Source organism: Flavobacterium keumense (assembly GCF_029866485.1).
Taxonomy (GTDB): domain Bacteria; phylum Bacteroidota; class Bacteroidia; order Flavobacteriales; family Flavobacteriaceae; genus Flavobacterium; species Flavobacterium keumense.
On the sequence record NZ_CP092332.1, the window covers coordinates 58054 to 81835 of the forward strand.

Consider the following 23782-nt stretch of genomic DNA (forward strand, 5'->3'; position numbering starts at 1 on the left):
ATTTATATATGTTATAAAATCTTTCTATTAATCACATTTTCGTAAAAAATATTCATTAAATTATGTGATTTACTAAAATATATTCTAAAAAAAATAATTTTGTAAAAAATTACGATTTATGTTGTGTAAATTTTATTTAACAGAAAATTTAGAATCAGGAACTGACGAAGCTGGCCGTGGTTGTCTTGCAGGACCCGTAACAGCTGCAGCGGTAATTTTGCCTGCTAATTTTGAAAATAAAATTTTGAACGATAGCAAAACGTTATCTGAAAAAACTAGAGAACAATTACGCCCAATTATAGAAGAGCAAGCCGTTTCGTTTGCTGTAACTCATTTAGAACCATTAGTTATTGACAAAATAAACATTCTAAACGCTTCTATCAAAGCCATGCAAGAAAGCATTTTAAAACTCAATCCAAAACCGGAGTATATCATTGTGGACGGTAATCGGTTCAAGCCTGTGTTAGATATTCCGCACAGTTGTATCGTGAAAGGAGATGCTAAATATATGAGTATTGCTGCTGCTTCTATTTTGGCTAAAACGTACCGAGATGAATATATGAATCGGATTCATGAAGAATTCCCGATGTACAATTGGAAACAAAACAAGGGCTACCCAACACAAGAACACCGAGAAGCCATCAAAAAATATGGAGTAACCAAATACCACCGTATGAGTTTTAGATTATTGCCAGAGCAATTAAAACTAGAAATTTAAATCTTTGATTTCAAGAAGAATCTAAGGATTCTAAAAATCTAATGGTCTAATGATCGAACATTCAAACAATTGACTAAAATGATGTAGAATTTTAACTTTCACTTCTTCTTCATCTACTCTTTCAACTCCTAATTCTACATTCAAAGAAGTCACTGCTTTTCCACGAATTCCACACGGGATGATGTTATCAAAATACCCCAAATCCACATTGACATTTAAAGCAAATCCGTGCATGGTGACCCAACGAGAGGCACGAACACCCATGGCGCAAATTTTTCGCGCAAAAGGCGTTCCAACCCCCAACCAAACACCTGTTTCTCCTTCACTTCTACCACAAACCAAACCATATTCGGCTAATGTTAATATGATGGCTTCTTCTAGCAATCGTAAATATTGATGAATATCAGTAAAGAAATTTTCCAAATCCAAGATAGGATATCCTACAATTTGACCCGGACCATGATAGGTTATGTCTCCTCCCCGATTTATTTTGTAGAACGTAGCTCCTTTAGCTTCCAATTGTTTTCCGGAAAGTAATAAATTACTCAAATCGCCACTTTTACCCAAAGTATATACATGCGGATGCTCTACAAAAAGAAAATAATTAGGTGTAGGCAAAGTAGTTTCGTCTTTTCTATTTTGGATTTTTAGATCAACAATGCCTTTGAACAATTCCTCTTGGTATTCCCAAGTCGCTTTGTAATCTTTGTTGCCTAAATCGTATAATTGGATTTGTTTGTTCATTTGTAATTACGAGGAATGAAGCAATTTGCACCCGTTCTTTTTTTATTTGTTTGACAAAGGTACAAAGTTTTGAAAACAAAATCGTCTTTTCTAGCCCTGATAGCAGCGGCATCCTTTTAAGGCTTCCGGCCTTTGAAAGGCTGGAAGCCTTAAAAGATAGAGCGAACAGCAGGACAAAACGGGATAAAAAAACGAAAATGCCTGCTCCTAAAAAAACTATAATCATTTTCAAATTTTGAAATTGCCACATTTTTTAAATTTAACTATCTTTGCGCTCTTAAAATCAGAATCTAATGGCATTATCCGAACAAGAAATTTTACGTAGAGAAGCACTTACCGAATTACGCAATTTAGGTATTGAGCCGTATCCAGCAGCCGAGTTTACCACCACCGCCTATTCGAGCGAAATCCTTGCTAACTTCGAGAAATACGAAGGAAAGGAAGTGATTTTAGCCGGACGATTGATGGGAAAACGCATCATGGGAAAGGCCTCTTTTGCAGAATTGAAAGATGCCGAAGGACGTATTCAAGTGTATGTTTCAAGAGATGATATTTCGGATGATGAAGAAAAAACAATGTACAATGTGGTTTTCAAAAAACTGTTGGATATTGGTGATTTTATTGGAGTTCGCGGAACCGTTTTTAAAACACAAGTAGGCGAAATCTCGGTTCATGTATATGGTTTAACGGTTTTGGCGAAAGCCTTGAAACCGCTTCCAGTGGTTAAAATAGATGCCGATGGAAAAATCCACGATGCCTTTGCTGACCCTGAACAAAGATACCGTCGTCGTTATGTGGATTTAACGGTAAACGACCACGTAAAAGATACGTTCATTAAAAGAACTAAATTGTTCAATGCGATGCGTTCGTTTTTTAATGACAAAGGATATCTTGAAGTTGAAACACCTGTATTGCAACCAATCCCTGGTGGAGCTGCAGCGCGTCCTTTTATCACGCACCACAACTCGCTTGACATTCCGTTATACATGCGTATTGCCAATGAATTGTATTTGAAAAGATTGATTGTTGGTGGATTTGAAGGGGTGTATGAGTTCTCTAAAAACTTCCGTAACGAAGGGATGGACAGAACACACAACCCAGAATTTACCGCAATGGAAATATATGTAGCCTACAAAGACTACAACTGGATGATGAACTTTACCGAAAACCTGCTAGAGCATTGCGCTATTGGGGTTAACGGAACAAGTGAAGTGACTTTTGGCGAACACAAAATCAATTTCAAAGCACCGTATGCTCGTGTTACAATGACTGATGCTATCAAACAGTTTACAGGTTTTGATATTTCTGGTAAATCAGAAGCCGAATTGTTTGTTGCTGCCAAAGGCATGGGGATTGACGTGGACGAAACTATGGGTAAAGGGAAATTGATTGACGAAATTTTTGGCGCTAAATGCGAAGGAAATTATATTCAACCTACTTTCATCACGGATTATCCAAAAGAAATGAGTCCGCTTTGTAAAAGACACCGCGACAATCCAGAACTAACTGAACGTTTTGAATTGATGGTGTGCGGAAAAGAAGTAGCCAATGCCTACTCTGAATTGAATGACCCAATTGACCAAAGAGAACGTTTTGAAGATCAAATGCGTTTGGCTGAAAAAGGTGACGATGAAGCGAATGGTGTTATTGACGAAGATTTCTTGCGTGCTTTAGAATACGGTATGCCGCCAACTTCTGGATTAGGAATTGGAATGGACCGATTGATGATGTTCTTGACGAACAATTCGTCCATTCAAGAAGTATTGTTCTTCCCGCAAATGCGACCAGAGAAAAAGCAAGTTCAAATTGAATTAACCGCTGAAGAGAAATTAATTGTTGACTTGTTGAAAGCTAACAACAACCAAATGGATTTAGGCGAATTGAAAGCCAAATCAGAATTGAGCGGTAAAAAATGGGATGCTGCTACTAAAGGCTTATCACAACACAAATTGATCAAAGTGAGTGTTACTGGCGAAAGTAAAATAATGGAATTGATTGGGTAAATTAATTCTATAATGATAAAAAAAGGAGCTTCAATTGAAGCTCCTTTTTTAGTTTTACAACGAATAATTCAAATTGACACTCCAGCGGTAATTCGCCTCGACATTGCCTCCTGTTAAATTTTGTTTGATAGGCAACATTGCATTGACACCCAAAGAAAAAGCATTGCGACCCACTTCAAAACCTAGTTTTCCAAACAAAGCGTTTCCGGCAGTTTTGTTTAACTTTTGTCCGTATTGATAATTGCTTTCGTAATTTTCTCCAGCCAGACCTATTTGTGGAGCAAAAGAAAAAGCGTCTTTTTCATATAAGTAGAAAAACGTTGTCGCATAATTCAATTGGTTCCCAAAACGATAACTTTTTTGATTTTCGGTTTTGATAATATAATTCAATAGGGTATTCAAACCAAATTGCTTTCTTCTAACAATATATTCGGTTGCCAAAAGATAATCCCAACTACCCGTTCCTAGCTGAAAACTTGGGTTAATCGCTCCTGAATTGGTTTCGTTAAATTTTCCTGTAGGTAGTTTCAATCCACCGTCCATTTGCCAAGTGTGAACCAAATAAGTGCTGTCTTTGTGGGTTTGATACAAACGGTACATCGCTAAAAGTGTAACATCCCCTAATCCACTAATAGCCTGATTTCCTGTTGCTGTTACTCTATTGTGTGAATGATACGGAAGTAAAACCGACACTTGAAGATTCTCCCTCACAGGAATTCTTGCCCAGACTTGAGTGGTATTAAAGTTTTCGGTATACCAAAGCGAATTACTATACAAACCATCCGTTGATTTATAGTTCTGATTGAAATAGCGGATTCCAATAAAATTAGAATTTAACATTGAAGCAAAACCCATACTGCCCCCACTTGCAGAACACCCACAAGCATCACAATCGTCTTCCAGAAAATCATGAAATTTTGCAAACGGGCTTCTAAACTGTAAACTATCTTTTTCGGTGGCGTTTGCCAATTGAAAAAGCAAGATAAAAAAGAGTATTATTTTTTTCATTTACATAAAATTAATATTCAGAAAAACGTTTATCTGTCAAATACTGAGTATCCGTTAACGTTTTCAAAAAGGCAATCAATTGTGTTTTTTCAACAGCAGTTAATGCAATTCCTAATCGGCCATTTCTGTTGAGAATTGGGTCAAGTGTCGCCGAATTTTCAACGCCTGAATCATAATGATCCAAAACCGCTTCCAAAGTATATAATCGACCGTCATGCATATAAGGTGCTGTTTTTTCAACATTGCGCAAACTTGGCACTTTAAATTTATGCAAATCTTGCGGCAATTCAGTAACTCTAAATCGACCTACATCATTTAATGCAGGATTTACTGGCAATCCATTATTTCGAAAGGAATTATCCGTAAACAAATCCGTAGCGTGACAGCTTGCACATTTTTGGTTAAAAATAGCATACCCATCTAGCTCTTGTTGGGATAGAGTACCTCCTGCTTCATTGCGTCGGTATTTATCAAAACGAGAATTGGACGAAGTTACCATTACCATAAATTGTCCTAATGCTTTAAGCATGTTTTCTGAATTGATTTGCCCATCGGAAAAAGCCAATTGAAATAATTTTCTATACTCAGCATCTCCTTTCATCATAGCAATAGCTTTACTAAAATCGCCATTCATTTCTACCGGATTTGTAAAAGGTAAAATCGCTTGCAAATCCAAATGAGTCACTGCACCATCCCACATAAATGCGGTTTGATAGCCTAAATTCTGAATTGACGGTGTGTTTCTTGTGCCAACTAAATTATCAACTCCATGACTAAAAGTGTGTCCATGATGCGTAAAAGCATCTTCTTGTAAATGACAAAACCCACAGGAAACGATTCCATCTGAAGCCAAACGTCCTTCATAAAATAGTTTTTTGCCCAATTCAAATCCTTTTTGAGTAGGAGGGTTATTGGCAAGATTATACACCAGTGGAGGAAAATTGGATGGTACTTTGAACTCTAACGGAATATTTTGATACACATCGTCTTGATCATTAGAACAATTCCAAAATAATGGTAAAATGAGTAACAACAGTATTTTTGTTTTCATTTTTAAAAAAATTTAAAAAAGCGGCTAGTGGCTAGACCAACCGCTTTTTAATTGAATTTAGTCGTTATGAACGTGATCAATAGTAAACATTGAAGCCAGATTAGCTGTAACTAAAGCTAAGCGTGCCCCCCCATTATATCGGCTGTTGTTCCTTCAGAAAGTACAATTTTGTTGGTCCCATCTATTACTTTTTTAGCATCAGCCAAAATATGAACTTGTGGGGTTATTGTTGTTCTAACCTTTGCAATACTTGGAAAAGTAATAGCTATTTCGGCGTAATTATAATTTTCTACATTATTTACCATTGTCTTCCCAGTATGAACTCTATAATTTCTAGCAGTTGTAACCGTAGGAGAAGTAAATGAACCTTCGAAATTAACAAATTTATATCCACCTGTCCAGTTCCACATCATTGACGCAGTTTGAGCGGTCGCTAAAAAATCACCTTGACCTGTAGCACCCAACTCCCATTGTGCTCTATCTACACCTATACCAAATTTTACTCCTACATAGTCTCCCGCTGGTATAGCAGATAAATTTAGAATCTGACTTGCTAATGTAGCTTCGTCAACAATAAAATAACTACTCGATTTTGGATACGTAAATGTAGTCCCATCTGCTTTGGTCAATACAATGTTACTCACAATATACTTTAGTTGTGTTGCTTTAATTTTTTCTCCATTAGAATTAGTATACTCTGTGTTAAAAGCAAAATTTGCCGTACCATAGGTATTATCAAATTCTAATTTTAAATTCCCTTCCCCTGTGATTATTTCTTCATTATTTGAACAAGAGAATAAGCTAATTGCGATTACAACAACCGCTACGATTTTTTTTAATTGAAATTTCATTTCTTAAATTTTATGTAAATACTAAATACTAGTAGTCTGTTCGTTTTAGATCAATCTAAAATAAACACACTGATTGACACTCGTATGTATACGAATGAAAGGCAACTCAATGCCAACTTAAATTTAAGAAAGGATTGTAGGTGGATGAAATTCAGAACTTGAATTCAAATACGAATACAAATTCAAATAAGTAAATCTGTTCTTGGTTTGTTTAGAACAACCGCAAGAAACAATATTAAATGATTTAATTTTTTTGAAAAATAAGACTTCTTGGATTGGTGAAAAGGATTTTTTATCTGAAGATTTTGGATTTTCTGTTTCAGCGGCTTTCGCCAATTCTTTCATCAAATGACACTTTCCATTACATTTCAATTTAGGCTTGTCTTTATTCTCACAGAGCACCTTACTAATGTATTCATAATTAACAACATAATCTATAACCGGAAGGATTGGCTTTAGAAATAAGGCGATTAATAGTATGAATATCATTTTTTTCACTACGCAAAATTAATCAATAATCCATTTATATTGTACTTTACTGTTCATTATTTTTTAGAAATTGGTTTGCTAAACTTTTGTTAAGACTTAAACCTTTTGGAAATCATCAAGTCTTACCCGTATAACTTTAAAAAATTATAACCATGAAAAAAGTATTTATTGTAGCCGTTTTAGCTCTTGGATTAAACAGTTTTGCTCAAGACCGAAAAGAAAGGCCTTCAAGAGAAAAAATGGAACAAATGACTCCTGAACAACGCAACCAATTACTAGTTAAAAAAATGACTTTAGATTTGGATTTGAATGCCAAACAACAAGAACAAGTAGGTGAAATTATTGCGGAACAAAGTGCCAAAAGAGAAGCTATGAAGACAGAACGAAAAGCTAAAATGGAAGCCGCTAAAGCAGAGCGCTTAGAAATGAAAAACAAAATGCTCGACAATCAAATTGAAATGAAGAACAAAATGAAAAGTATTCTATCCGCTGATCAATTTGCAAAATGGGAATCTCAAAGAGAAAAAAACAGAGAGAAAATGGGTGAAAGAATGGAAAATTGGAGAGAAAAACGCAAAAGTGAAAAAAGAGAGTAATTCAAACAAAAACTTCCGGTTATAAGCCGGAAGTTTTTTATTTAGATATTTTATAATGTTTTAGCTACTTTATCAATTGCCTGAATCGTAAAATCTAAATCCTCATAGGTCAACGCATCCGTAATGAACCACGTTTCATAAGCCGATGGGGCAATGTAAATTCCTTCTCGCAACAAACCATGAAAGAATTTTTTAAAGGTTTCATTATCGCCTTTTGCGGCCGATTGAAAATCAACCACAGGATCAGCATCAAAATGAACCGAAATCATAGAACCTACTCGGTTAATGGTAAACACAACATTATTAGCAGTTAAAACACGATCAATTCCTGCTTCTAAATACGCTGTTTTTTCTTCCAATCGTTGAAAAATAGTGGCATCATCGTTCAATGCTTGTAACATAGCTAATCCAGCTGCCATAGCCAACGGATTTCCAGACAAAGTTCCAGCTTGATACACAGGCCCTAAAGGTGTCAAATGATTCATAATTGCTGATCGAGCAGCAAAAGCTCCCACTGGCAAACCGCCTCCGATTACTTTTCCGAAACAAACAATATCCGCTTGAATTCCAAATAATTCTTGAACTCCACCTTTTGCCAAACGAAAACCAGTCATTACTTCGTCAAAAATTAACTGAATTCCATTATCCGTACACAATTGGCGCAAGCCCTCTAAAAATCCTTTTTGTGGAGGAATACACCCCATATTACCAGCTACTGGCTCCACAATAATGGCTGCAATTTCATTTTTATTAGCTTCAATTAAAGTAGCTACATTCTCTAAATCATTGTAACGAGCCAATAAGGTATCTTTTGCTGTCCCTGCAGTTACACCCGGACTATTAGGTGACCCAAAAGTAATAGCACCACTACCCGCTTGTATCAAAAACGAATCTGAATGACCGTGATAACACCCTGCAAATTTGATGATTTTATCTCTTTTTGTATACCCGCGCGCTAATCGGATAGCACTCATACACGCTTCTGTTCCTGAATTTACAAAACGGATTTTATCAATATTAGGCACCATAGAAACGGCTAAAGCCGCAATTTGAGTTTCTAATTCGGTTGGCATTCCAAAAGAAGTTCCTAATTTGGTTTTTGCCACAACAGCCTCTACAACAGGCTCAAAAGCATGTCCCAAAACCATTGGGCCCCAAGAATTAATATAATCAATTAATCGGTTGCCATCTTCATCATACAAATAAGCCCCTTTGGCGCTTTTTACAAAAATGGGTGTTCCCCCTACTGCTTTGAAGGCTCTAACTGGCGAATTCACTCCTCCTGGAATTACTTTTTCGGCTTCAGCAAACAGCTGACTGCTTCTTTGGTATATCATTGTTATTCTAATTTAATAGTTACTTTAAGCGAAGTTTTTGCCCCACATAAAGCGTGTTATCTATCATGTTATTTTTTTGTTTTACGTCTTCTAAATTCAAATTGAATTTTTTTGCAATAGAAAACAAAGTATCTCCTTTTTGCACTTCATAGTACCCTTGAGATTGATTTTCAGCCAAAACGGGAGTTTCTATTTTCTTTTTATTAATTACATATTTCTTGCCTAAAACCTGACTATCGTATTGATACAACTCATACTTTTCAATATACGAAATCAATTTTTCGGGATAATTGGGGTCAGTTGCATAACCTGCTAAACGCAAACCTCTAGCCCAAGCTTCATAATCATCTTTGGGCAAATCAAACAAACTTGCATAGCGATTTCTACCCGTCAAAAATGTAGCGTGATCTTTAAATGAGTCCGCTGGATCGTTGTATTTTCTAAAACATTCTTGTGCCGCATCGTCATCTTTCAAAACGGTTTCACCCGTCCAATCATTATGACATTTGATTCCGAAATGATTATTAGCCGTCATGGCTAAAGTACCTCTACCTGCTCCCGATTCTAAAATTCCTTGTGCCAAAATAATACTGGCAGGGATGCCATAATTTTTCATGTTGTTCATGGCAACCTCTTTGTAATTGGCAATATAATCATTGACCACCACACTTGTAGAGGCAGGTCTTGAAGATGATGACCCCGTATTTCTCTTGTATTTACTTGAAGAATTGTATCGGTCGTCTTTTTTTGTCACAATCACCGATTTTTTGGCGTGGCAACCTACAAACAGAAACAAAACAAAAACAAGTACACTCTTTTTAATCATAAGGTATTTATTGTTGGTAAACCTTTATTTTTCAAATTTAAATTCATCCCTTGAATCCCTTGAAGGCCACCAGTATGAATTACTAAAATCTTAGCGTTTTCAGGAAAATAATTTCTCTTAATTAAATCTACTATCCCAAAAACCATTTTCCCTGTATAAACCGGATCTAACGGAATTTGAGTTTGTTCGAAAAACCAATTAATAAAATCAATCAATCCTGCATTTACTTTTCCATATCCTCCAAAATGATAATCGGTAATCAATTCCCAATTTTCATTTTGCACAAAATTACAAATTTCATCTTGTAAAAAGTCGCCTTTTAGCGCAGGAAATCCTAAAACTTTTTGATGGGGTAATGCACTATTTATAATTCCCGATATTGTCCCACCTGTTCCAATAGCACAACCTATATAATCAAAGAATGCATCTTCATTGGTTAGAATTTCTTCGCAACCTTGAATAGCAAGTGCATTTGTTCCGCCTTCAGGAACGAGATAAAACGAACCGTATTTTTTTCCCAATTGTTCCAAAAAAAACGCTTCAGTTTTCAAACGATAATTCTCTCTTGAAATAAATTCCAACTGCATGCCGCATTCTTGAGCAAATTTTAAAGTAGGATTACTTTCTATTTTAGTTCCCAATTCTTCGCCCCGAATAATTCCAATCGTTTGAAAACCGTGCTCTTTACCTGCATACGCCACTGCAGCAATATGATTAGAAAAAGCCCCTCCGAAAGTCAACAAGCAACTTTGGTTTTCGGCTTTTGCTTGCAGTAAATTATACTTCAATTTTCTGAACTTATTTCCAGAAACAAAAGGATGAATCAAATCTTCTCTTTTAATGACAAGTGAAATCCCTTTAGGAAAATGTATTGCAACCGATTGATTCAATGAAGATTAGTATAAAATGTTAAATATTTAGTAAGGAATACGAATACCCGCTATTAAATTTCTAAATTTGTTAGAGAACAAGTTACTGTTCTTAAAAATGATTTATGAATAGGCAAAGTAATGAAAATAAATTAACAGGAGACGAAGATTTCTACTATACTCCTGAAGGGTATAAATGTTTTACAGAAAAATTCCATCTCAAACGTGGGTATTGCTGTAAAAGTGGTTGTCGTCATTGTCCCTATGGATTTGATAAAAAAACCAATACCATTCGAAAGAAATAAAATTTAGGCATACTAATTGATTACCAAAATAGAACTTAATTTCCAACTCTTAAAATTTTAAAAATATGAAAGTAATTCAATTTTTATTTGCATCCCTATTCTTCACAATGGTTTCGTGTGGACCAATGATTAGCAACAATGCAGATTATGACAAAAATGTAGATTTTTCTGCTTATAAAACCTATGCTTACTATAAAACAGGCATTGATAAAGTGGAAATATCTGATTTGGACAAACGCAGAATCTTAAATGCCATTGATCAACAAATGCTAGCCAAAGGATTTACTAAAAGTGACAATCCAGATTTATTAATTAATTTGTTTACCAAATCGAGAGAACAAGTAAACGTAAACCAATTCAATGCGGGTTGGGGATACGGCTGGGGTTGGGGATGGAATCCTTTTATGATGGGAGGTCATCAAACTACAGTAACTACTTCAACTGAAGGCACTCTATATATCGACTTAATAGATGCAAAAAAGAAAGAAATGATTTGGCAAGGAGAAGGTACTGGAGTGTTAACTAAAAATACCAATAAAAAAGAAGAACGAATTAATGAATTTGTCTCCCAAATTTTATCGCAATATCCTCCAACTAAAAAATAAAAGCAAAAACCTCCTTTAAAGGAGGTTTTTTTATTAAAAACACAACCAACTGAAAGAAACAAATCGTATTTTTGAATAAAAAATAATAAAATATGAATCTTTTTAAGGATGCCATAATCGCTAAAAATCAGTTACAAGGAGTTGTTTCTCCAACTCCATTAACCGAAAACACGAATCTTTCTAACGAATTTAACGCCACTATTTTATTAAAAAGAGAAGATTTACATATTGTTCGTTCGTATAAAATTAGAGGTGCCTACAACAAAATAAGCTCTCTAACCGATGCAGAAAAGCAACAAGGAATTGTTTGTGCAAGTGCAGGAAATCATGCACAAGGAGTTGCTTTTTCTTGTAATTTACTGCAAATAAAAGGCAAAATCTACATGCCTAAAACCACTCCAAAACAAAAAATTAAACAAGTTCAATTATTTGGAAAATCATTTGTAGCAATTGAACTAATTGGAGATACTTTTGACGATGCGTACGCTCAAGCTGTTGCCGATGCAAAAGAAAATAACAAAATATTCATTCACCCCTTTGACGATCTAAAAGTAATTGCTGGTCAAGCTACCGTAGGTTTAGAAATTTTAGAATCGTATCACCCACCTATTGACTATGTTTTTGTTCCTATTGGTGGTGGTGGTTTAGCCGCTGGATTGGCAACTGTTTTCAAAGAATTAAGTCCAAATACTAAAATCATCGGAGTTGAACCAGAAGGCGCACCTACCATGAAAACAGCTATAGCTGTTGGAAATAATGCACCTCTTGAAAGTATTGACAAGTTTGTGGATGGAGCTGCTGTGAAACAAGTAGGAAATCTTACTTTTGAAATTTGCCGACATCTTTTAGACGATATCATTCTAGTGCCAGAAGGTAAAGTGTGTACTACTATTTTACGTTTGTACAATGAAGAGGCCATGGTGGTAGAACCAGCAGGAGCTTTAACTATTGCTGCTTTGGATTTTTATAAAGATAAAATCAAAGGTAAAAATGTGGTTTGTATCGTCAGCGGAAGTAATAACGACATTGAACGTACCGCCGAGATTAAAGAACGTTCCCTTTTGTACGAAGGATTAATGCATTACTTTATCATCCAATTTCCTCAAAGACCCGGTTCACTAAAAGAATTTGTGAACGAAATTCTAGGACCTGATGATGATATTACCTATTTTCAATTTACCAAAAAGAACAATCGCGAATCAGCTCCTGTTGTGGTGGGTCTAGAATTGAAAAACAAAAACGACATCAATCCTATTAAAACAAAGATGACTGAAAGAGGTTTTCAGTACAATTACATCAACGAAAAGCAAGATTTATTCAATCAATTAATTGGATAATTAAAACCGAATAAAAGGATAGTCTTCGTGTAATTTCTTGATTTTTTCCTGCAATTTAAATTGGAACTTTTGGTGACTTTCAGAATTTGAATTGAAGGGCTTATGCAACAAGCTTTTCTGAATTGCATCTACTTCATCTAAGGTAGAAGCTATAGTTTGTGAAATCGTAGTCTCTCTAAAACGTTGCCAGATATAATCAATCGCCATAGTACTTGGATGCAATAAATCATCTCCATAAAAACGGTAGTCCCGTAATTCGTCCATCATGATTTCATAGGCTGGAAAGTAATTGGCTTTGTCCAACAAATGACCAGACAGTAAATTTTGCAAAGCCGTTATTAAATGAGCTTTACTTTGCTGATTTTCTACAAAACCGTCTTTGATATGGCGCACAGGGGAAATTGTAAATACAAAAGCACAATTGGAATTCAATTGCCGAATCGCATCTACCGTATTTTGAATGGAAGCTTCAATAATTGCTACAGGCAGAATATGTTTATCAAAATGCGATTGAGACATTTTATGACAATTAGCCACAACAGCACCATTATTTTTTTCTCGATATACCCAAGAGGTTCCATAAGTAATCAAAAAATGAGTCGCCTCTTTTATTTTTTGATGAGTCGATTCAACCAATGCATTGAGGCTATCTAGAAATTCTTGCTTATTGCCCCAACTCAAATCAGAATGTACTTCGTAACAATGAAAGCGTTCATTGTGAAAAAAGATGTCCTCCTCTGTAAACTTTTTTAAATTTACCGCGCGCACTACTAACTTTTCAATAGACACCGGATTAAAAATAATCCCAAACGGATTGGTTGTATTTTGGAATTTAAAATAATCGAACTTATCTCCCATATTCAAGGCAAAACACGATCCTAAAGAGACTATTTTAGCACTGTAGTCTATAGGATGATTTGAATTTGGAATAGGTACGAGAGTGGTAAACTTCATTTTCTTTATTTTGCTACTACAAATTACGATTATTTTAAAAATAAATGGTCATTCATAAAGTTAATTTTTTACTTCATAACAAAGCCCTTAAAAAGCATTACTTTAAAAGGGCTTCAATAAACTATTATAGTGTATTATTTTATAAAATCGACGGCTTTGGTTAAGGCTTCAGCAATTCCAGCAACATTCTTTCCGCCAGCGGTAGCAAAGAACGGCTGTCCTCCTCCTCCTCCTTGAATATACTTCCCTAATTCACGAACTACTTGTCCTGCATTTAGGCCTTTAGTAGCTACTAATTCTTTAGAGATAAAGCAGGTTAACATCGGTTTATCTTCCTCGGCTGTAGCCAAAACTAAAAATAAATTAGTTCCTAAATTCCCTAATTCATAAGCCAAATCTTTAGCTCCTTCTGGATTCAAATCGACTTGTGTAGCCAAGAATTGAATACCATTCACCTCTTGTATTTGTACAGCTAAACTTGCTTTCAAATTTTTCACTTTGTCTTTCATCAAAGCCTCAATTTGTTTTGCCAACTTAGCGTTTTCTTCTTGTAAATTATGAACGGCTTTCAAAATATCTTGTGGATTTTTCAAAGCACCTTTAATCTCATTCAAAGTAGTTTCATATGAAGCAAAATGCGCTTTTACAGCATCACTTGTAATGGCCTCGATACGACGAATTCCAGCCGCCACCGCGCCTTCGGATACAATTTTGAAATGCCAGATTTCAGCCGTATTTTTCACGTGAATTCCACCACACAATTCCATGCTTTCACCAAATTTAATCGCACGAACGTTATCTCCATATTTCTCACCAAACAAGGCCATAGCCCCTTCGTCTAAAGCTTGTTGAATTGGAATACTTCTTCTTTCTATCAAAGGCAATTGCTCTTGAATTCGTGCATTTACAAAATCTTCAACTGCTTGTAATTCTTCTTCTGTCATTTTAGAAAAATGAGAAAAGTCAAAACGCAAATAATTCGGGTTAACCAAAGATCCTTTTTGCTCCACATGAGTTCCTAAAATACTTCTCAAGGCTTGATGCATCAAGTGTGTAGCCGAGTGATTGCGAGACGATAAGGTTCTTAAATCGGTATTTACTTTTGCCACAAAACTAGCCGTTACATTTTCGGGCAATTGCTTCGCTAAATGCAAAATCAAATTGTTTTCTTTTTTAGTATCGATGATTTCTATAGTCTCATTCGCCGAAACCAAAGTTCCTTTGTCTCCTACTTGCCCTCCACCTTCTGGATAAAATGGTGTACTATCTAAAACGATTTGGTACAAAACCCCATCTTTTTTACTGTCAATTTTTCTGATTCTCGAAATTTTAACTTCATTTTCTGTTTGGTCGTAACCCACAAAAGTTTCTACATTTCCAGGGATCAGAACCGACCAATCTTCGGTTGAAACTTCTGAAGCAGCACGCGAACGGGATTTTTGTTCTTGCATGGCTTTTTCAAAACCAACTTCGTCTAATTGGTAGCCTCTTTCTCTTAGAATCAAAGCAGTTAAGTCAATTGGAAATCCGAAAGTATCGTATAATTCAAATGCTTTTTCTCCTGAAATTTCAGTCCCAGTAGTTTGATTCATTACATTTTCTAATAACTGTAATCCTTGATCCAAGGTTCTTAAAAATGATGCTTCCTCTTCGCGAATCACATTGGTAACCAAGGTTTGTTGCGATTTGATTTCTGGAAAAAACTCACTTAATTGATTCGACAATACCGCAACCAATTGATAAATAAATGGTTCTTTCGTATTCAAAAATGTAAATCCGTAACGGATGGCACGACGCAAAATACGACGAATAACATAACCCGCACCAGTATTCGATGGCAATTGACCATCCGCAATAGCAAAAGCTACCGCACGAACGTGATCTGCCACCACACGAATAGCAATATTGATTTTATTTTGTTCTTCCGAAATGTTTTGAATTTCGTTTGAAGTGTATTGTAAACCTGTAATTTGTTCAACTTTTTCAATTAGCGGTGAAAAAACATCCGTATCGTAATTCGAAGTTTTTCCTTGTAATGCCATACACAAACGCTCAAATCCCATTCCGGTATCGACGTGTTGCGCTGGTAATTTTTCTAGAGAACCATCAGCTTTACGGTTGAATTCCATAAATACGTTGTTCCAAATTTCAACCACTTGTGGATGATCGTTATTCACCAAACTTTTACCAGAAACTAACGCTTTCTCCTCTGCTGAACGCAAATCCACGTGAATTTCAGAACAAGGTCCACAAGGCCCTTGGTCACCCATTTCCCAGAAATTGTCTTTTTTATTTCCTAAAATAATGCGGTCTTCATCAATCAATTCCTTCCATAAATCCCAAGCCTCTTGATCAAAAGGTACATTTTCGTCTGGATTTCCTTCAAAAACAGAAACGTACAAATTTTCTTTTGGAATTTTATACACTTCAGTCAATAATTCCCAAGCCCAGTTGATGGCTTCTTTCTTGAAATAATCACCAAAAGACCAGTTCCCTAACATTTCAAACATAGTGTGGTGGTAGGTATCAAAACCTACATCCTCTAAATCGTTATGTTTTCCAGAAACACGAAGACATTTTTGCGTATCGGCTATACGTTGACTTTTTGGGGTTCCATTACCTAAAAAGTATTCTTTGAACTGCGCCATTCCTGAATTATTAAACATCAGGGTAGGATCGTCCTTTAGAACGATAGGTGCTGAAGGAACTATTAAGTGTCCTTTGCTTTGAAAAAAGTCCAAAAATTGTTTACGTACGTCGTGTGATTTCATTTGTATTGTTTATTCGTTTATTAGGTTAATGTTTAATTGGTTTTCGTATAAACGAATAACCAAATCGACACATCAACTTTTTTATTATCAAAAAAGAAGCGAACCAATGAAACATTTATTAAATTTGTTCGTCTAACTTTTTTACGAAGTGCAAAAATAGGGTATTTTAAAATATGTCGAAAGTAAAATATTATTACGATTCTGAAAATCTGGCGTATCGAAAAATAAAAACAAAAAAAGCGAAGAAAATTGGCGTTGTTTTATTGTTTTTAGTTGCTTCGGCCTTGTTTGGATTTTTGATGTTTGTGATTTTATTGAACACTCCTTATTTTGAAACTCCAAAAGACCGTTTACAGGCTCGTGAAATTGACAATTTGAAATTGCATTATGCCATTTTAAATAAAAAAATAGACGAATTAAATGCTGTCACAGCAGCTATTGAAGATCGCGACAACAATTTATACCGTACGTATTTCAACACCGCACCTATTTCTGATGAAGAAAGAAAAGCGGGTTTTAAAAGCAAAAACAAGTATGCCGAATTGGAAGGTTTTGACAATTCAGCATTGGTAAAAAACACAACAGAACGCGTAGATATTTTGTCAAAAGCATTGGCTATTCAATCAAAATCTTTAGATGAAATATTACAGTTAGCTAAAGCAAAAGACCATTTATTGAGTGCCATTCCTGCCATTCAGCCTGTCAAAAATGAAAATTTAAAACGAATGGCGTCAGGTTTTGGCTACCGTTCTGATCCGTTTACGAAAGTGCGAAAAATGCACGAAGGAATGGACTTTACTGCCAAAACAGGCACCCCAATTTATGCCACCGGTGATGGTGTCGTGGCTAAAGCTGACAACACGGCCTCTGGTTTTGGGAATCATATTGTGATTCGGCACGGTTATGGTTATGAAACCTTGTATGCGCATTTAAGCAAATACAAAGCGCGTGCGGGACAAAGAGTGAAAAGAGGAGACATCATCGGGTATGTGGGTAGCACTGGACGATCGGAAGCGCCTCACCTACATTATGAAGTTCATAAAAATAATAAAGCTGTGAATCCGCTCAATTTTTATTATGGAAATATCTCGGCAGTGGAATATGTTGCCATTTCAAAAGTGGCTAATCAAGAAAATCAATCATTAGACTAATGCACATCAATTTATCAGCAGACAAAAGGTATTACAGCATTGGCGAAGTAGCCAAAGCTTTTGGAGTAAATGCATCACTTATTCGTTTTTGGGATAGTGAATTTGACATTTTAAAACCCAAGAAAAATGCCAAAGGCAATCGAATGTTTACCCCAGAAGATGTCAAAAACCTCCAACTAATTTTTCATTTGGTCAAAGAAAGAGGCTTTACTTTAGAAGGTGCTAAAACCCATTTGAAAGAAGGCCAAAAGAAAACTTTAGACAAATTTGACATCATCAATAAACTAGAAACCATTAAGGCACAATTATTGAGTATCAAAAACGAACTGTAAAAATCAATTTTAAAAACAACAAATAAACAATCAACCTTAAACTAAATTAAAAATGGACTTTAAAAAATTCTTACCTTGGATTATAGCAGCTGTAGTAGTATTTGGAATCTACGGTTGGGTAAAAGGAATCAACAACACCGCAGTAACTTACGAGCAAGATATCCACGAGGCTTGGGGTAATGTTCAAACTTCATATCAAAGAAGAAATGATTTGATTGGCAACTTAGTGAATACCGTAAAAGGCGCTGCTGATTTTGAAAAAAGCACGTTGACTGCTGTCATTTCGGCAAGAGCCAAAGCTACTTCTGTAACTGTTGACCCAACGAACATTAGCCCAGAACAATTAGCCGCTTTCAACTCAGCACAAAGTGGCGTAAGCAGCTCTTTATCTCGATTATTAGTTTCAGTGGAAAAATACCCTGACTTGAAAGCCAATGAAAACTTCTTGAAACTACAAGACGAATTAGCAAGCACTGAAAACCAAATCTTAACGGCTAGAACGCGTTTTAATGAGGCGGTAAAACCATACAATACCCATATCAAAACGTTTCCAAATTCAATCTTTGCAGGAATGTTTGGTTTTAAAGAAAAACCGTATTTTGAGGCCTCTACTGGAGCTGATAAACCTGTAGAAGTAAAATTCTAATTCAATCCTGTTCCTCTTATGCAACCAGATACTATTTTTTTAACCCAGGAAGACGAAAACGAAATTGTGGAAGCCATCCGCTTGGCCGAAAAAAACACTTCTGGCGAAATACGAGTACATATAGAACAAACGACTTCCAAAGTCCCTTTTGATAGGGCTTTGGAAGTTTTTTATGAATTAAAAATGAATGAAACGCAATTGCAAAACGGCGTTTTGATTTATTTGGCTGTTGCCGACAAACAGTTTGTCATCTGCGGAGACAAAGGAATCAATGAGGTGGTAGCTCCTGATTTTTGGGAGAGTACCAAAGAAATTATGGCGGCTCAATTCAAACAAGGTAACTTCAAACAAGGATTAATTGATGGGATTACCAAAGCCGGCGAACAGCTAAAAACCTATTTCCCTTGGCAAATTGACGATACTAACGAATTATCAAACGAAATCTCAAAAGGATAATGAAAGCGACACAACCTACTCCTACTTTCTTGAAATTGCTCGTTTGTTTTTTTATCACACAAATTGGTTTTGCCCAGTTTATCATTCCAGAAAAACCTGAGTTTCAAACTTCGGTGTATGATTATGCCCAAGTACTTAACGCCAATGAAAAAGCGCAGTTAGAAGAAAAATTAGTTCGCTATTCGGATTCTACCTCAACTCAAATTGTTGTCATTACCATTGAAAGCCTAAAAGGCGAAGACGTGAGCCAATTAGCAACCAACTGGGCACAAACTTGGGGAATTGGTCAAGCCAAAGAAGACAATGGGGTGATTATTTTATTGGCCAAAGCCGAAAAGAAAATAGCTATCAATCCGGGTTATGGCTTGGAAGATCGATTAACCGCAGGAACTGGTGGAGAAATCATTAGAAATATAATCATTCCCGAATTCAAAGCAGGAAGTTATTATAACGGATTAGATAAAGGAACAACTGCAATCATTGATGTTTTCAAAGGAAAATACAAAGGAACCCGAAAGCATAATAAAGGAGAAAATTTTCCGCTACTCCCTTTTATAGTCATCATAGTTATTGTCTTGATTTTATTCTCAAGAAATAAAAGAGGAGGCAGTAATTCAGGAGGTTCTGGTGGTTTTGGCGGAGGCCCAAGCCTATTAGACATTCTTGTTTTAAGCAGCCTTGGCAGAAGTGGTGGTGGTAGTTTTGGAAGTTCGTCAGATGGTGGATTTGGTGGCGGAGGCTTCGGAGGAGGTTTTGGCGGAGGCGGATTCTCTGGAGGAGGTTCCAGCGGAAGTTGGTAATTTATTTTGATTTCTAATCAATTGAATTATATTTGTATCAATAACTGTAGCAGATGCTTTCACATAAAACTAAATACGCACTTAAAGCCTTATTGTTTCTTGCCCAACAAGAACCAGGTTACATTGCGCGTACTATAGAAATTGCAGATACAGCTGCAATACCCAAAAAGTTTCTAGAGCAAATTTTATTAGATTTAAAAAGAGGTCATTTTGTAGGTAGCAAGCAAGGAAAATTTGGCGGCTATTACCTCATTAAATCATCTGATGAAATCACATTAGCTGATATTCATCGCTTATTTGATGGAGCCATTGCACTACTTCCGTGTGCTTCTTTGAATTTTTACGAACCTTGTTCTGATTGCAAAAGTGAGTCAGAATGCGCCTTACGACACGGTTTAATTGCTATTCGCGAAGAAACTTTAAAAGCCATGCAAGGCATTACTATCGCCTCTTTAGTAAAAAAATAAAAAAATATTTTTTAAACTCTACTATTTTTATAGAATTAATTATATATTTGCACTCGTAAATAAAAAATGTAAATCATGAAAACGAATTCAATTCAGTTTAGTACAGCCAAACCTCTACAACAATTTAGTCAAGTAAAAAACTCTTTTCATTATACGTACATGCGTATGTGCTAGTTAAAAAAAATAAATTTAAAACTCGACTATTTACATATAATTAAAATACAATAAAAATGACTCTATTACACAAAACAATTACAAGTTTACTATTACTAATCACAACTACTTTATTTGCCCAAACAGATGTAGAAGGAGTTGTTAAGGATAAAAACAACCAGCCTTTAGAATTAGCGAATGTACTTCTTAAAGGCACAAAATACCATGCATTAACGGATGCTAATGGAAAGTTTACAATTGATACACGAGAAAAATTACCTTTCACATTAATTGTACAATTTGTAGGTCACCAAACAGCAGAATTACGATTTACAAGCTTGCCTACTAATCCCATTGAAATCGTTTTAAAAAGCGAAAATCAACTGAATGATGTTGTCATCACCTCTAGACGTAGAATTGAAAAAGCACAAAATGTACCTATTCCAATCTCAGTTGTCGGAGGAAGACAAGCAGAACAAGCGGGTGCGTTTAATGTAAACCGTTTAAAAGAATTAGTACCTTCAGTACAATTGTATTCATCTAATCCAAGAAACACGACCATCAACATTAGAGGACTAGGTTCTACCTTTGGTTTGACCAATGATGGAATTGATCCTGGAGTAGGCTTTTATGTAGACGGAGTGTATTATGCGCGTCCTGCTGCAACCACTCTTGATTTTGTAGATGTGGATCAAATTGAAGTTTTACGCGGACCTCAAGGAACTCTTTTTGGCAAAAACACTACTGCAGGAGCTTTTAACGTAACGAGTAGAAAAGCTAGCTTCACATCGGGCGCTAATCTTGAATTAAGTTATGGAAATTACGGTTTCATTCAAGCAAAAGCCTCCATTACGGGAGCTTTAAGCAAAAAAATTGCAGCTAGATTATCGTTTTCTGGAACACAACGCGACGGATTAATTGAGAATATAGTTACAGGCAAAAAAGTTAACGATTTAAACAACCAAGGAGTGCGTGGACAGTTGTTGTATACACCTACCGAAAATACGGATATTACCTTAGCAGTTGATTATTCTAAACAAAGACCTGATGGCTATGCTCAAGTTATTGCGGGTGTGGTTCAAACTAATAGAGCAGCTTACAGACAATTCAACAACATCATCAATTCATTAGGATATAGTTTGCCTAGCACTAATCCATTTGATAGAAAAATTGATCACGATACTCCGTGGCGTTCAGGACAAGATTTAGGTGGCGCTTCATTGAACATTAATAGTAAAATTGGAAATGGAAAACTTACAGCCACCTCAGCTTGGCGTTTTTGGAATTGGGATCCATCTAATGACAGGGATTTTACTGGACTATCTGTTTTACGACTATCTCAAGCTACTTCAAAACACCAACAATGGTCACAAGAAATTCGTTATGCTGGGACATTTTTACCAAAAGTAACAGGAGTTGTAGGGATATTTGGGATTGGACAAGATTTAAAAACCGATCCATATCATATTGAAGAGTCAGGCTCCGCACAATGGCGTTTTTCACAAGACTCAACTGATCCGCTATGGCAAACTCCCGGATTATTTGACGGCTATGGTATAAAAACTAAATCTACTTTAAACACGTTTAGTGGAGCAGTTTTTGGACAAACCGACTGGGCAATTACCGATAAATTACACGTATTAACTGGCTTACGTTACAACTATGACAAGAAAAAAATAGATTATAATAGAACCACTTACGGAGGTCTTCAAACAACAAATACTGCATTGTTAGCCTTAAAGAAAAAAGTATATTCTGATCAAGCCTTTAAAGTGGATGTAGAAGACACTAACTTTTCCGGAAATGTAACTCTAGCCTATAAAGTTTCAGAAAAAATCAACACTTTTGCCACTTTTGCTAATAGTTATAAACCAGTAGGAATTAATCTTGGAGGCATTCCATCAGATGCCAATGGTCCAATTATAGCTTTGGCTAAAATTAAACCTGAAAAAGTAAATCATTATGAAATCGGTATCAAATCAACCCCATTTAATAGTACTACAATTAATCTAACCATTTTTAATACCGATATTGATAACTACCAAACCTTAGTTCAAAGTGAAGATCCTACTTTAAATCGTGGCTATCTTGCCAATGCTGAAAAAGTAAGAGTACGAGGTTTTGAAGCCGATTCAAGAATAACAATTAACCAATATCTATCCTTTAACGCAGCAATAACGTATAATGAGGGTAAATACATTAGCTTTAAAAACGCTCCTCTACCATTAGAAGAGACCGGATTAAAAGTAAATGGTGTCTCTATTTATTCTAAAGATGTATCTGGCGGAACCTTACCTGGAATTTCAAAATGGGCAGGGACTTTAGGAGGAGATCTATCTAAAGAAGGACAGTTTTTTGGTAACAAAGGAAGGTTTTTTATTGCTATTGATTCCTATTCAAGATCAAGCTTTTCATCAAGTGCAACTCCTTCAAAATACTTAAATATCCAAGGATACAGTATTTTTAATGGACGTGTTGGATTTAGAGCTTCGGAAGGCTTATCGGTCTATCTTTGGGGACGTAACTTATTAGACAAAAATTACTTTGAGCAATTGTTACCAGCCTCTGGAAATGCAGGACACTATGCTGGAGTTTTAGGAGATCAAAGGACCTATGGAATTACTTTGAGATACAATCTTTAATATCCTCCTATTTAAAAAAACACCACATCCAACTCATTGAATGGGGTGTTTTTTTTCATTATGGACTATATTTGTAAACTATCATATTCAAATTTACTGCAATGAAAAAATCACCATTATTAATTTTATTACTATTTACAATACTATTTACAATACTATTTTCATTGAATGCAACAGCCCAAAATGAAAAAGAAACTTTTCCTAAAATTACGGGGTTTATTGCTATTCTTCACCCTTTGGTGACTTTTTCAGCTAACGAAACAACCACAAATTTTAACGATTATTATGCTGTTGGAATGCCAATAGGTTTAAATCTTTGGAAAAATGAAAAAATAGGCTTCTCATTTGAAATTGTACCTACAATAAAAAGTGATAACCAAATAAGTAAAGTTAGTAACATTCTAATCCATCCAGGTTTATTAGTTCGATTGAAAAAAGGATATACTTTTGCTGGTAGATTGGCTTTTGAAACATCAGGACGCTATGGGTTTACTCCCGTAATAGCTAAAGTAATAAAAAAACATACCGACCACAATTATTATGTTTCCATGCCTTTTCCTGTTCGATTTGGCAACAATCATGATGCCTCTATTAGTGTTGGAATACAATTTGGAATTGCATTTTAAAATTTCCAAAAACTTTACTATTTTGATTTAAAATACTAACTCCAT

24 protein-coding genes are annotated in these 23782 nt (G+C 35.6%); 14 read left to right on the forward strand and 10 right to left on the reverse strand.

Features of this window, described 5'->3' with window-relative positions:
- Positions 1–118 precede the first annotated feature (118 nt).
- Complete coding sequence (locus tag MG292_RS00255) at positions 119–718, forward strand: ribonuclease HII (RefSeq protein ID WP_264532575.1); 600 nt, start codon at positions 119–121, stop codon at positions 716–718.
- Positions 719–748: 30 nt separating this feature from the next.
- Here MG292_RS00255 and lipB read toward each other — a convergent pair whose 3' ends face one another.
- Complete coding sequence (gene lipB / locus MG292_RS00260; RefSeq protein WP_264532574.1) at positions 749–1462, reverse strand: lipoyl(octanoyl) transferase LipB; 714 nt, start codon at positions 1460–1462, stop codon at positions 749–751.
- 293 nt (positions 1463–1755) lie between these two features.
- Here lipB and lysS point away from each other — a divergent pair, with 293 nt between their 5' ends.
- Positions 1756–3465: a lysine--tRNA ligase gene (gene lysS / locus MG292_RS00265; protein WP_264532573.1), complete on the forward strand. Its 1710-nt coding sequence runs from the start codon at positions 1756–1758 to the stop codon at positions 3463–3465.
- A gap of 54 nt (positions 3466–3519) precedes the next feature.
- On the opposite strand, the gene MG292_RS00270 is transcribed toward lysS, so the two are convergent.
- From MG292_RS00270 to MG292_RS00285, 4 genes are all read right to left on the reverse strand, one after another.
- Complete coding sequence (locus tag MG292_RS00270; protein WP_264532572.1) at positions 3520–4473, reverse strand: transporter; 954 nt, start codon at positions 4471–4473, stop codon at positions 3520–3522.
- Between the two features lie 10 nt (positions 4474–4483).
- Positions 4484–5524 (reverse strand): cytochrome-c peroxidase, encoded by a 1041-nt coding sequence (locus MG292_RS00275; protein ID WP_264532571.1) that lies wholly within the window; start codon positions 5522–5524, stop codon positions 4484–4486.
- A gap of 116 nt (positions 5525–5640) precedes the next feature.
- Positions 5641–6375 (reverse strand): MbnP family protein, encoded by a 735-nt coding sequence (locus MG292_RS00280; protein WP_280157910.1) that lies wholly within the window; start codon positions 6373–6375, stop codon positions 5641–5643.
- A gap of 123 nt (positions 6376–6498) precedes the next feature.
- On the reverse strand, positions 6499–6864 hold the full coding sequence (locus tag MG292_RS00285; protein WP_264532569.1) for a hypothetical protein: 366 nt from the start codon (positions 6862–6864) through the stop codon (positions 6499–6501).
- Positions 6865–7016: 152 nt separating this feature from the next.
- On the opposite strand from MG292_RS00285, the gene MG292_RS00290 reads away from it, so the two are divergent.
- Positions 7017–7460 carry a hypothetical protein gene (locus MG292_RS00290; protein WP_264532568.1) on the forward strand — a complete coding sequence of 148 codons (444 nt, stop codon included), beginning with the start codon at positions 7017–7019 and terminating at the stop codon, positions 7458–7460.
- A 50-nt stretch (positions 7461–7510) separates the two neighbouring features.
- On the opposite strand, the gene hemL is transcribed toward MG292_RS00290, so the two are convergent.
- The 3 genes from hemL to MG292_RS00305 are packed head-to-tail and all read right to left on the reverse strand — an operon-like array spanning position 7511 to position 10513.
- The gene (hemL, locus tag MG292_RS00295) at positions 7511–8797 is read right to left on the reverse strand and encodes a glutamate-1-semialdehyde 2,1-aminomutase (protein WP_264532567.1); all 1287 of its coding nucleotides are present in this window, start codon (positions 8795–8797) and stop codon (positions 7511–7513) included.
- A 19-nt stretch (positions 8798–8816) separates the two neighbouring features.
- Complete coding sequence (locus MG292_RS00300; RefSeq protein ID WP_264532566.1) at positions 8817–9623, reverse strand: glucosaminidase domain-containing protein; 807 nt, start codon at positions 9621–9623, stop codon at positions 8817–8819.
- Complete coding sequence (locus tag MG292_RS00305; RefSeq protein ID WP_264532565.1) at positions 9620–10513, reverse strand: 1-aminocyclopropane-1-carboxylate deaminase/D-cysteine desulfhydrase; 894 nt, start codon at positions 10511–10513, stop codon at positions 9620–9622. Before MG292_RS00305 ends, MG292_RS00300 begins: the two co-directional genes overlap by 4 nt.
- Positions 10514–10617: 104 nt before the next feature.
- Here MG292_RS00305 and MG292_RS00310 point away from each other — a divergent pair, with 104 nt between their 5' ends.
- The 3 genes from MG292_RS00310 (at position 10618) to ilvA (ending at position 12739) form a co-directional block, all read left to right on the forward strand.
- The gene (locus MG292_RS00310) at positions 10618–10797 is read left to right on the forward strand and encodes a C1orf53 family protein (RefSeq protein WP_264532564.1); all 180 of its coding nucleotides are present in this window, start codon (positions 10618–10620) and stop codon (positions 10795–10797) included.
- Between the two features lie 65 nt (positions 10798–10862).
- Positions 10863–11402 (forward strand): DUF4136 domain-containing protein, encoded by a 540-nt coding sequence (locus MG292_RS00315; RefSeq protein WP_413614207.1) that lies wholly within the window; start codon positions 10863–10865, stop codon positions 11400–11402.
- A gap of 92 nt (positions 11403–11494) precedes the next feature.
- Positions 11495–12739 (forward strand): threonine ammonia-lyase IlvA, encoded by a 1245-nt coding sequence (gene ilvA, locus MG292_RS00320; RefSeq protein WP_264532563.1) that lies wholly within the window; start codon positions 11495–11497, stop codon positions 12737–12739.
- Here ilvA and MG292_RS00325 read toward each other — a convergent pair whose 3' ends face one another.
- On the reverse strand, positions 12740–13693 hold the full coding sequence (locus tag MG292_RS00325; protein WP_264532562.1) for a GSCFA domain-containing protein: 954 nt from the start codon (positions 13691–13693) through the stop codon (positions 12740–12742).
- Positions 13694–13827: 134 nt separating this feature from the next.
- Positions 13828–16464, reverse strand: coding sequence for an alanine--tRNA ligase (alaS, locus tag MG292_RS00330; RefSeq protein WP_264532561.1), 2637 nt, complete (start codon positions 16462–16464; stop codon positions 13828–13830).
- A gap of 173 nt (positions 16465–16637) precedes the next feature.
- Here alaS and MG292_RS00335 point away from each other — a divergent pair, with 173 nt between their 5' ends.
- The 8 genes from MG292_RS00335 (at position 16638) to MG292_RS00370 (ending at position 23737) form a co-directional block, all read left to right on the forward strand.
- Entirely contained in the window at positions 16638–17615 is a 978-nt protein-coding gene (locus MG292_RS00335) for a M23 family metallopeptidase (protein ID WP_264532560.1), read from the forward strand.
- Positions 17615–17947: a MerR family transcriptional regulator gene (locus tag MG292_RS00340; RefSeq protein ID WP_264532559.1), complete on the forward strand. Its 333-nt coding sequence runs from the start codon at positions 17615–17617 to the stop codon at positions 17945–17947. The genes MG292_RS00335 and MG292_RS00340 overlap by 1 nt, the downstream gene beginning before the upstream one ends.
- A 52-nt stretch (positions 17948–17999) precedes the next feature.
- Positions 18000–18593 carry a LemA family protein gene (locus MG292_RS00345; RefSeq protein WP_264532558.1) on the forward strand — a complete coding sequence of 198 codons (594 nt, stop codon included), beginning with the start codon at positions 18000–18002 and terminating at the stop codon, positions 18591–18593.
- 18 nt (positions 18594–18611) lie between these two features.
- Positions 18612–19049: a TPM domain-containing protein gene (locus MG292_RS00350; protein ID WP_264532557.1), complete on the forward strand. Its 438-nt coding sequence runs from the start codon at positions 18612–18614 to the stop codon at positions 19047–19049.
- Positions 19049–19849 (forward strand): TPM domain-containing protein, encoded by an 801-nt coding sequence (locus tag MG292_RS00355; protein WP_264532556.1) that lies wholly within the window; start codon positions 19049–19051, stop codon positions 19847–19849. Before MG292_RS00350 ends, MG292_RS00355 begins: the two co-directional genes overlap by 1 nt.
- Positions 19850–19902: 53 nt before the next feature.
- Positions 19903–20316, forward strand: a complete 414-nt coding sequence (locus MG292_RS00360) for an RrF2 family transcriptional regulator (protein WP_264532555.1) — start codon at positions 19903–19905, stop codon at positions 20314–20316.
- A 230-nt stretch (positions 20317–20546) separates the two neighbouring features.
- Complete coding sequence (locus MG292_RS00365; protein ID WP_264532554.1) at positions 20547–23111, forward strand: TonB-dependent receptor; 2565 nt, start codon at positions 20547–20549, stop codon at positions 23109–23111.
- 101 nt (positions 23112–23212) lie between these two features.
- Entirely contained in the window at positions 23213–23737 is a 525-nt protein-coding gene (locus tag MG292_RS00370; protein ID WP_264532553.1) for a hypothetical protein, read from the forward strand.
- Positions 23738–23782: the final 45 nt, after the last annotated feature.

Bases quoted from the DNA above. Each gene is read 5' to 3' on its own strand.
- MG292_RS00255 (WP_264532575.1), top strand. From the start codon at position 119: ATGTTGTGTAAATTTTATTTAACAGAAAATTTAGAATCAGGAACTGAC.
- lipB (WP_264532574.1), bottom strand. From the start codon at position 1,462: ATGAACAAACAAATCCAATTATACGATTTAGGCAACAAAGATTACAAA.
- lysS (WP_264532573.1), top strand. From the start codon at position 1,756: ATGGCATTATCCGAACAAGAAATTTTACGTAGAGAAGCACTTACCGAA.
- MG292_RS00270 (WP_264532572.1), bottom strand. From the start codon at position 4,473: ATGAAAAAAATAATACTCTTTTTTATCTTGCTTTTTCAATTGGCAAAC.
- MG292_RS00275 (WP_264532571.1), bottom strand. From the start codon at position 5,524: ATGAAAACAAAAATACTGTTGTTACTCATTTTACCATTATTTTGGAAT.
- MG292_RS00280 (WP_280157910.1), bottom strand. From the start codon at position 6,375: ATGAAATTTCAATTAAAAAAAATCGTAGCGGTTGTTGTAATCGCAATT.
- MG292_RS00285 (WP_264532569.1), bottom strand. From the start codon at position 6,864: ATGATATTCATACTATTAATCGCCTTATTTCTAAAGCCAATCCTTCCG.
- MG292_RS00290 (WP_264532568.1), top strand. From the start codon at position 7,017: ATGAAAAAAGTATTTATTGTAGCCGTTTTAGCTCTTGGATTAAACAGT.
- hemL (WP_264532567.1), bottom strand. From the start codon at position 8,797: ATGATATACCAAAGAAGCAGTCAGCTGTTTGCTGAAGCCGAAAAAGTA.
- MG292_RS00300 (WP_264532566.1), bottom strand. From the start codon at position 9,623: ATGATTAAAAAGAGTGTACTTGTTTTTGTTTTGTTTCTGTTTGTAGGT.
- MG292_RS00310 (WP_264532564.1), top strand. From the start codon at position 10,618: ATGAATAGGCAAAGTAATGAAAATAAATTAACAGGAGACGAAGATTTC.
- MG292_RS00315 (WP_413614207.1), top strand. From the start codon at position 10,863: ATGAAAGTAATTCAATTTTTATTTGCATCCCTATTCTTCACAATGGTT.
- ilvA (WP_264532563.1), top strand. From the start codon at position 11,495: ATGAATCTTTTTAAGGATGCCATAATCGCTAAAAATCAGTTACAAGGA.
- MG292_RS00325 (WP_264532562.1), bottom strand. From the start codon at position 13,693: ATGAAGTTTACCACTCTCGTACCTATTCCAAATTCAAATCATCCTATA.
- alaS (WP_264532561.1), bottom strand. From the start codon at position 16,464: ATGAAATCACACGACGTACGTAAACAATTTTTGGACTTTTTTCAAAGC.
- MG292_RS00335 (WP_264532560.1), top strand. From the start codon at position 16,638: ATGTCGAAAGTAAAATATTATTACGATTCTGAAAATCTGGCGTATCGA.
- MG292_RS00340 (WP_264532559.1), top strand. From the start codon at position 17,615: ATGCACATCAATTTATCAGCAGACAAAAGGTATTACAGCATTGGCGAA.
- MG292_RS00345 (WP_264532558.1), top strand. From the start codon at position 18,000: ATGGACTTTAAAAAATTCTTACCTTGGATTATAGCAGCTGTAGTAGTA.
- MG292_RS00350 (WP_264532557.1), top strand. From the start codon at position 18,612: ATGCAACCAGATACTATTTTTTTAACCCAGGAAGACGAAAACGAAATT.
- MG292_RS00355 (WP_264532556.1), top strand. From the start codon at position 19,049: ATGAAAGCGACACAACCTACTCCTACTTTCTTGAAATTGCTCGTTTGT.
- MG292_RS00360 (WP_264532555.1), top strand. From the start codon at position 19,903: ATGCTTTCACATAAAACTAAATACGCACTTAAAGCCTTATTGTTTCTT.
- MG292_RS00365 (WP_264532554.1), top strand. From the start codon at position 20,547: ATGACTCTATTACACAAAACAATTACAAGTTTACTATTACTAATCACA.
- MG292_RS00370 (WP_264532553.1), top strand. From the start codon at position 23,213: ATGAAAAAATCACCATTATTAATTTTATTACTATTTACAATACTATTT.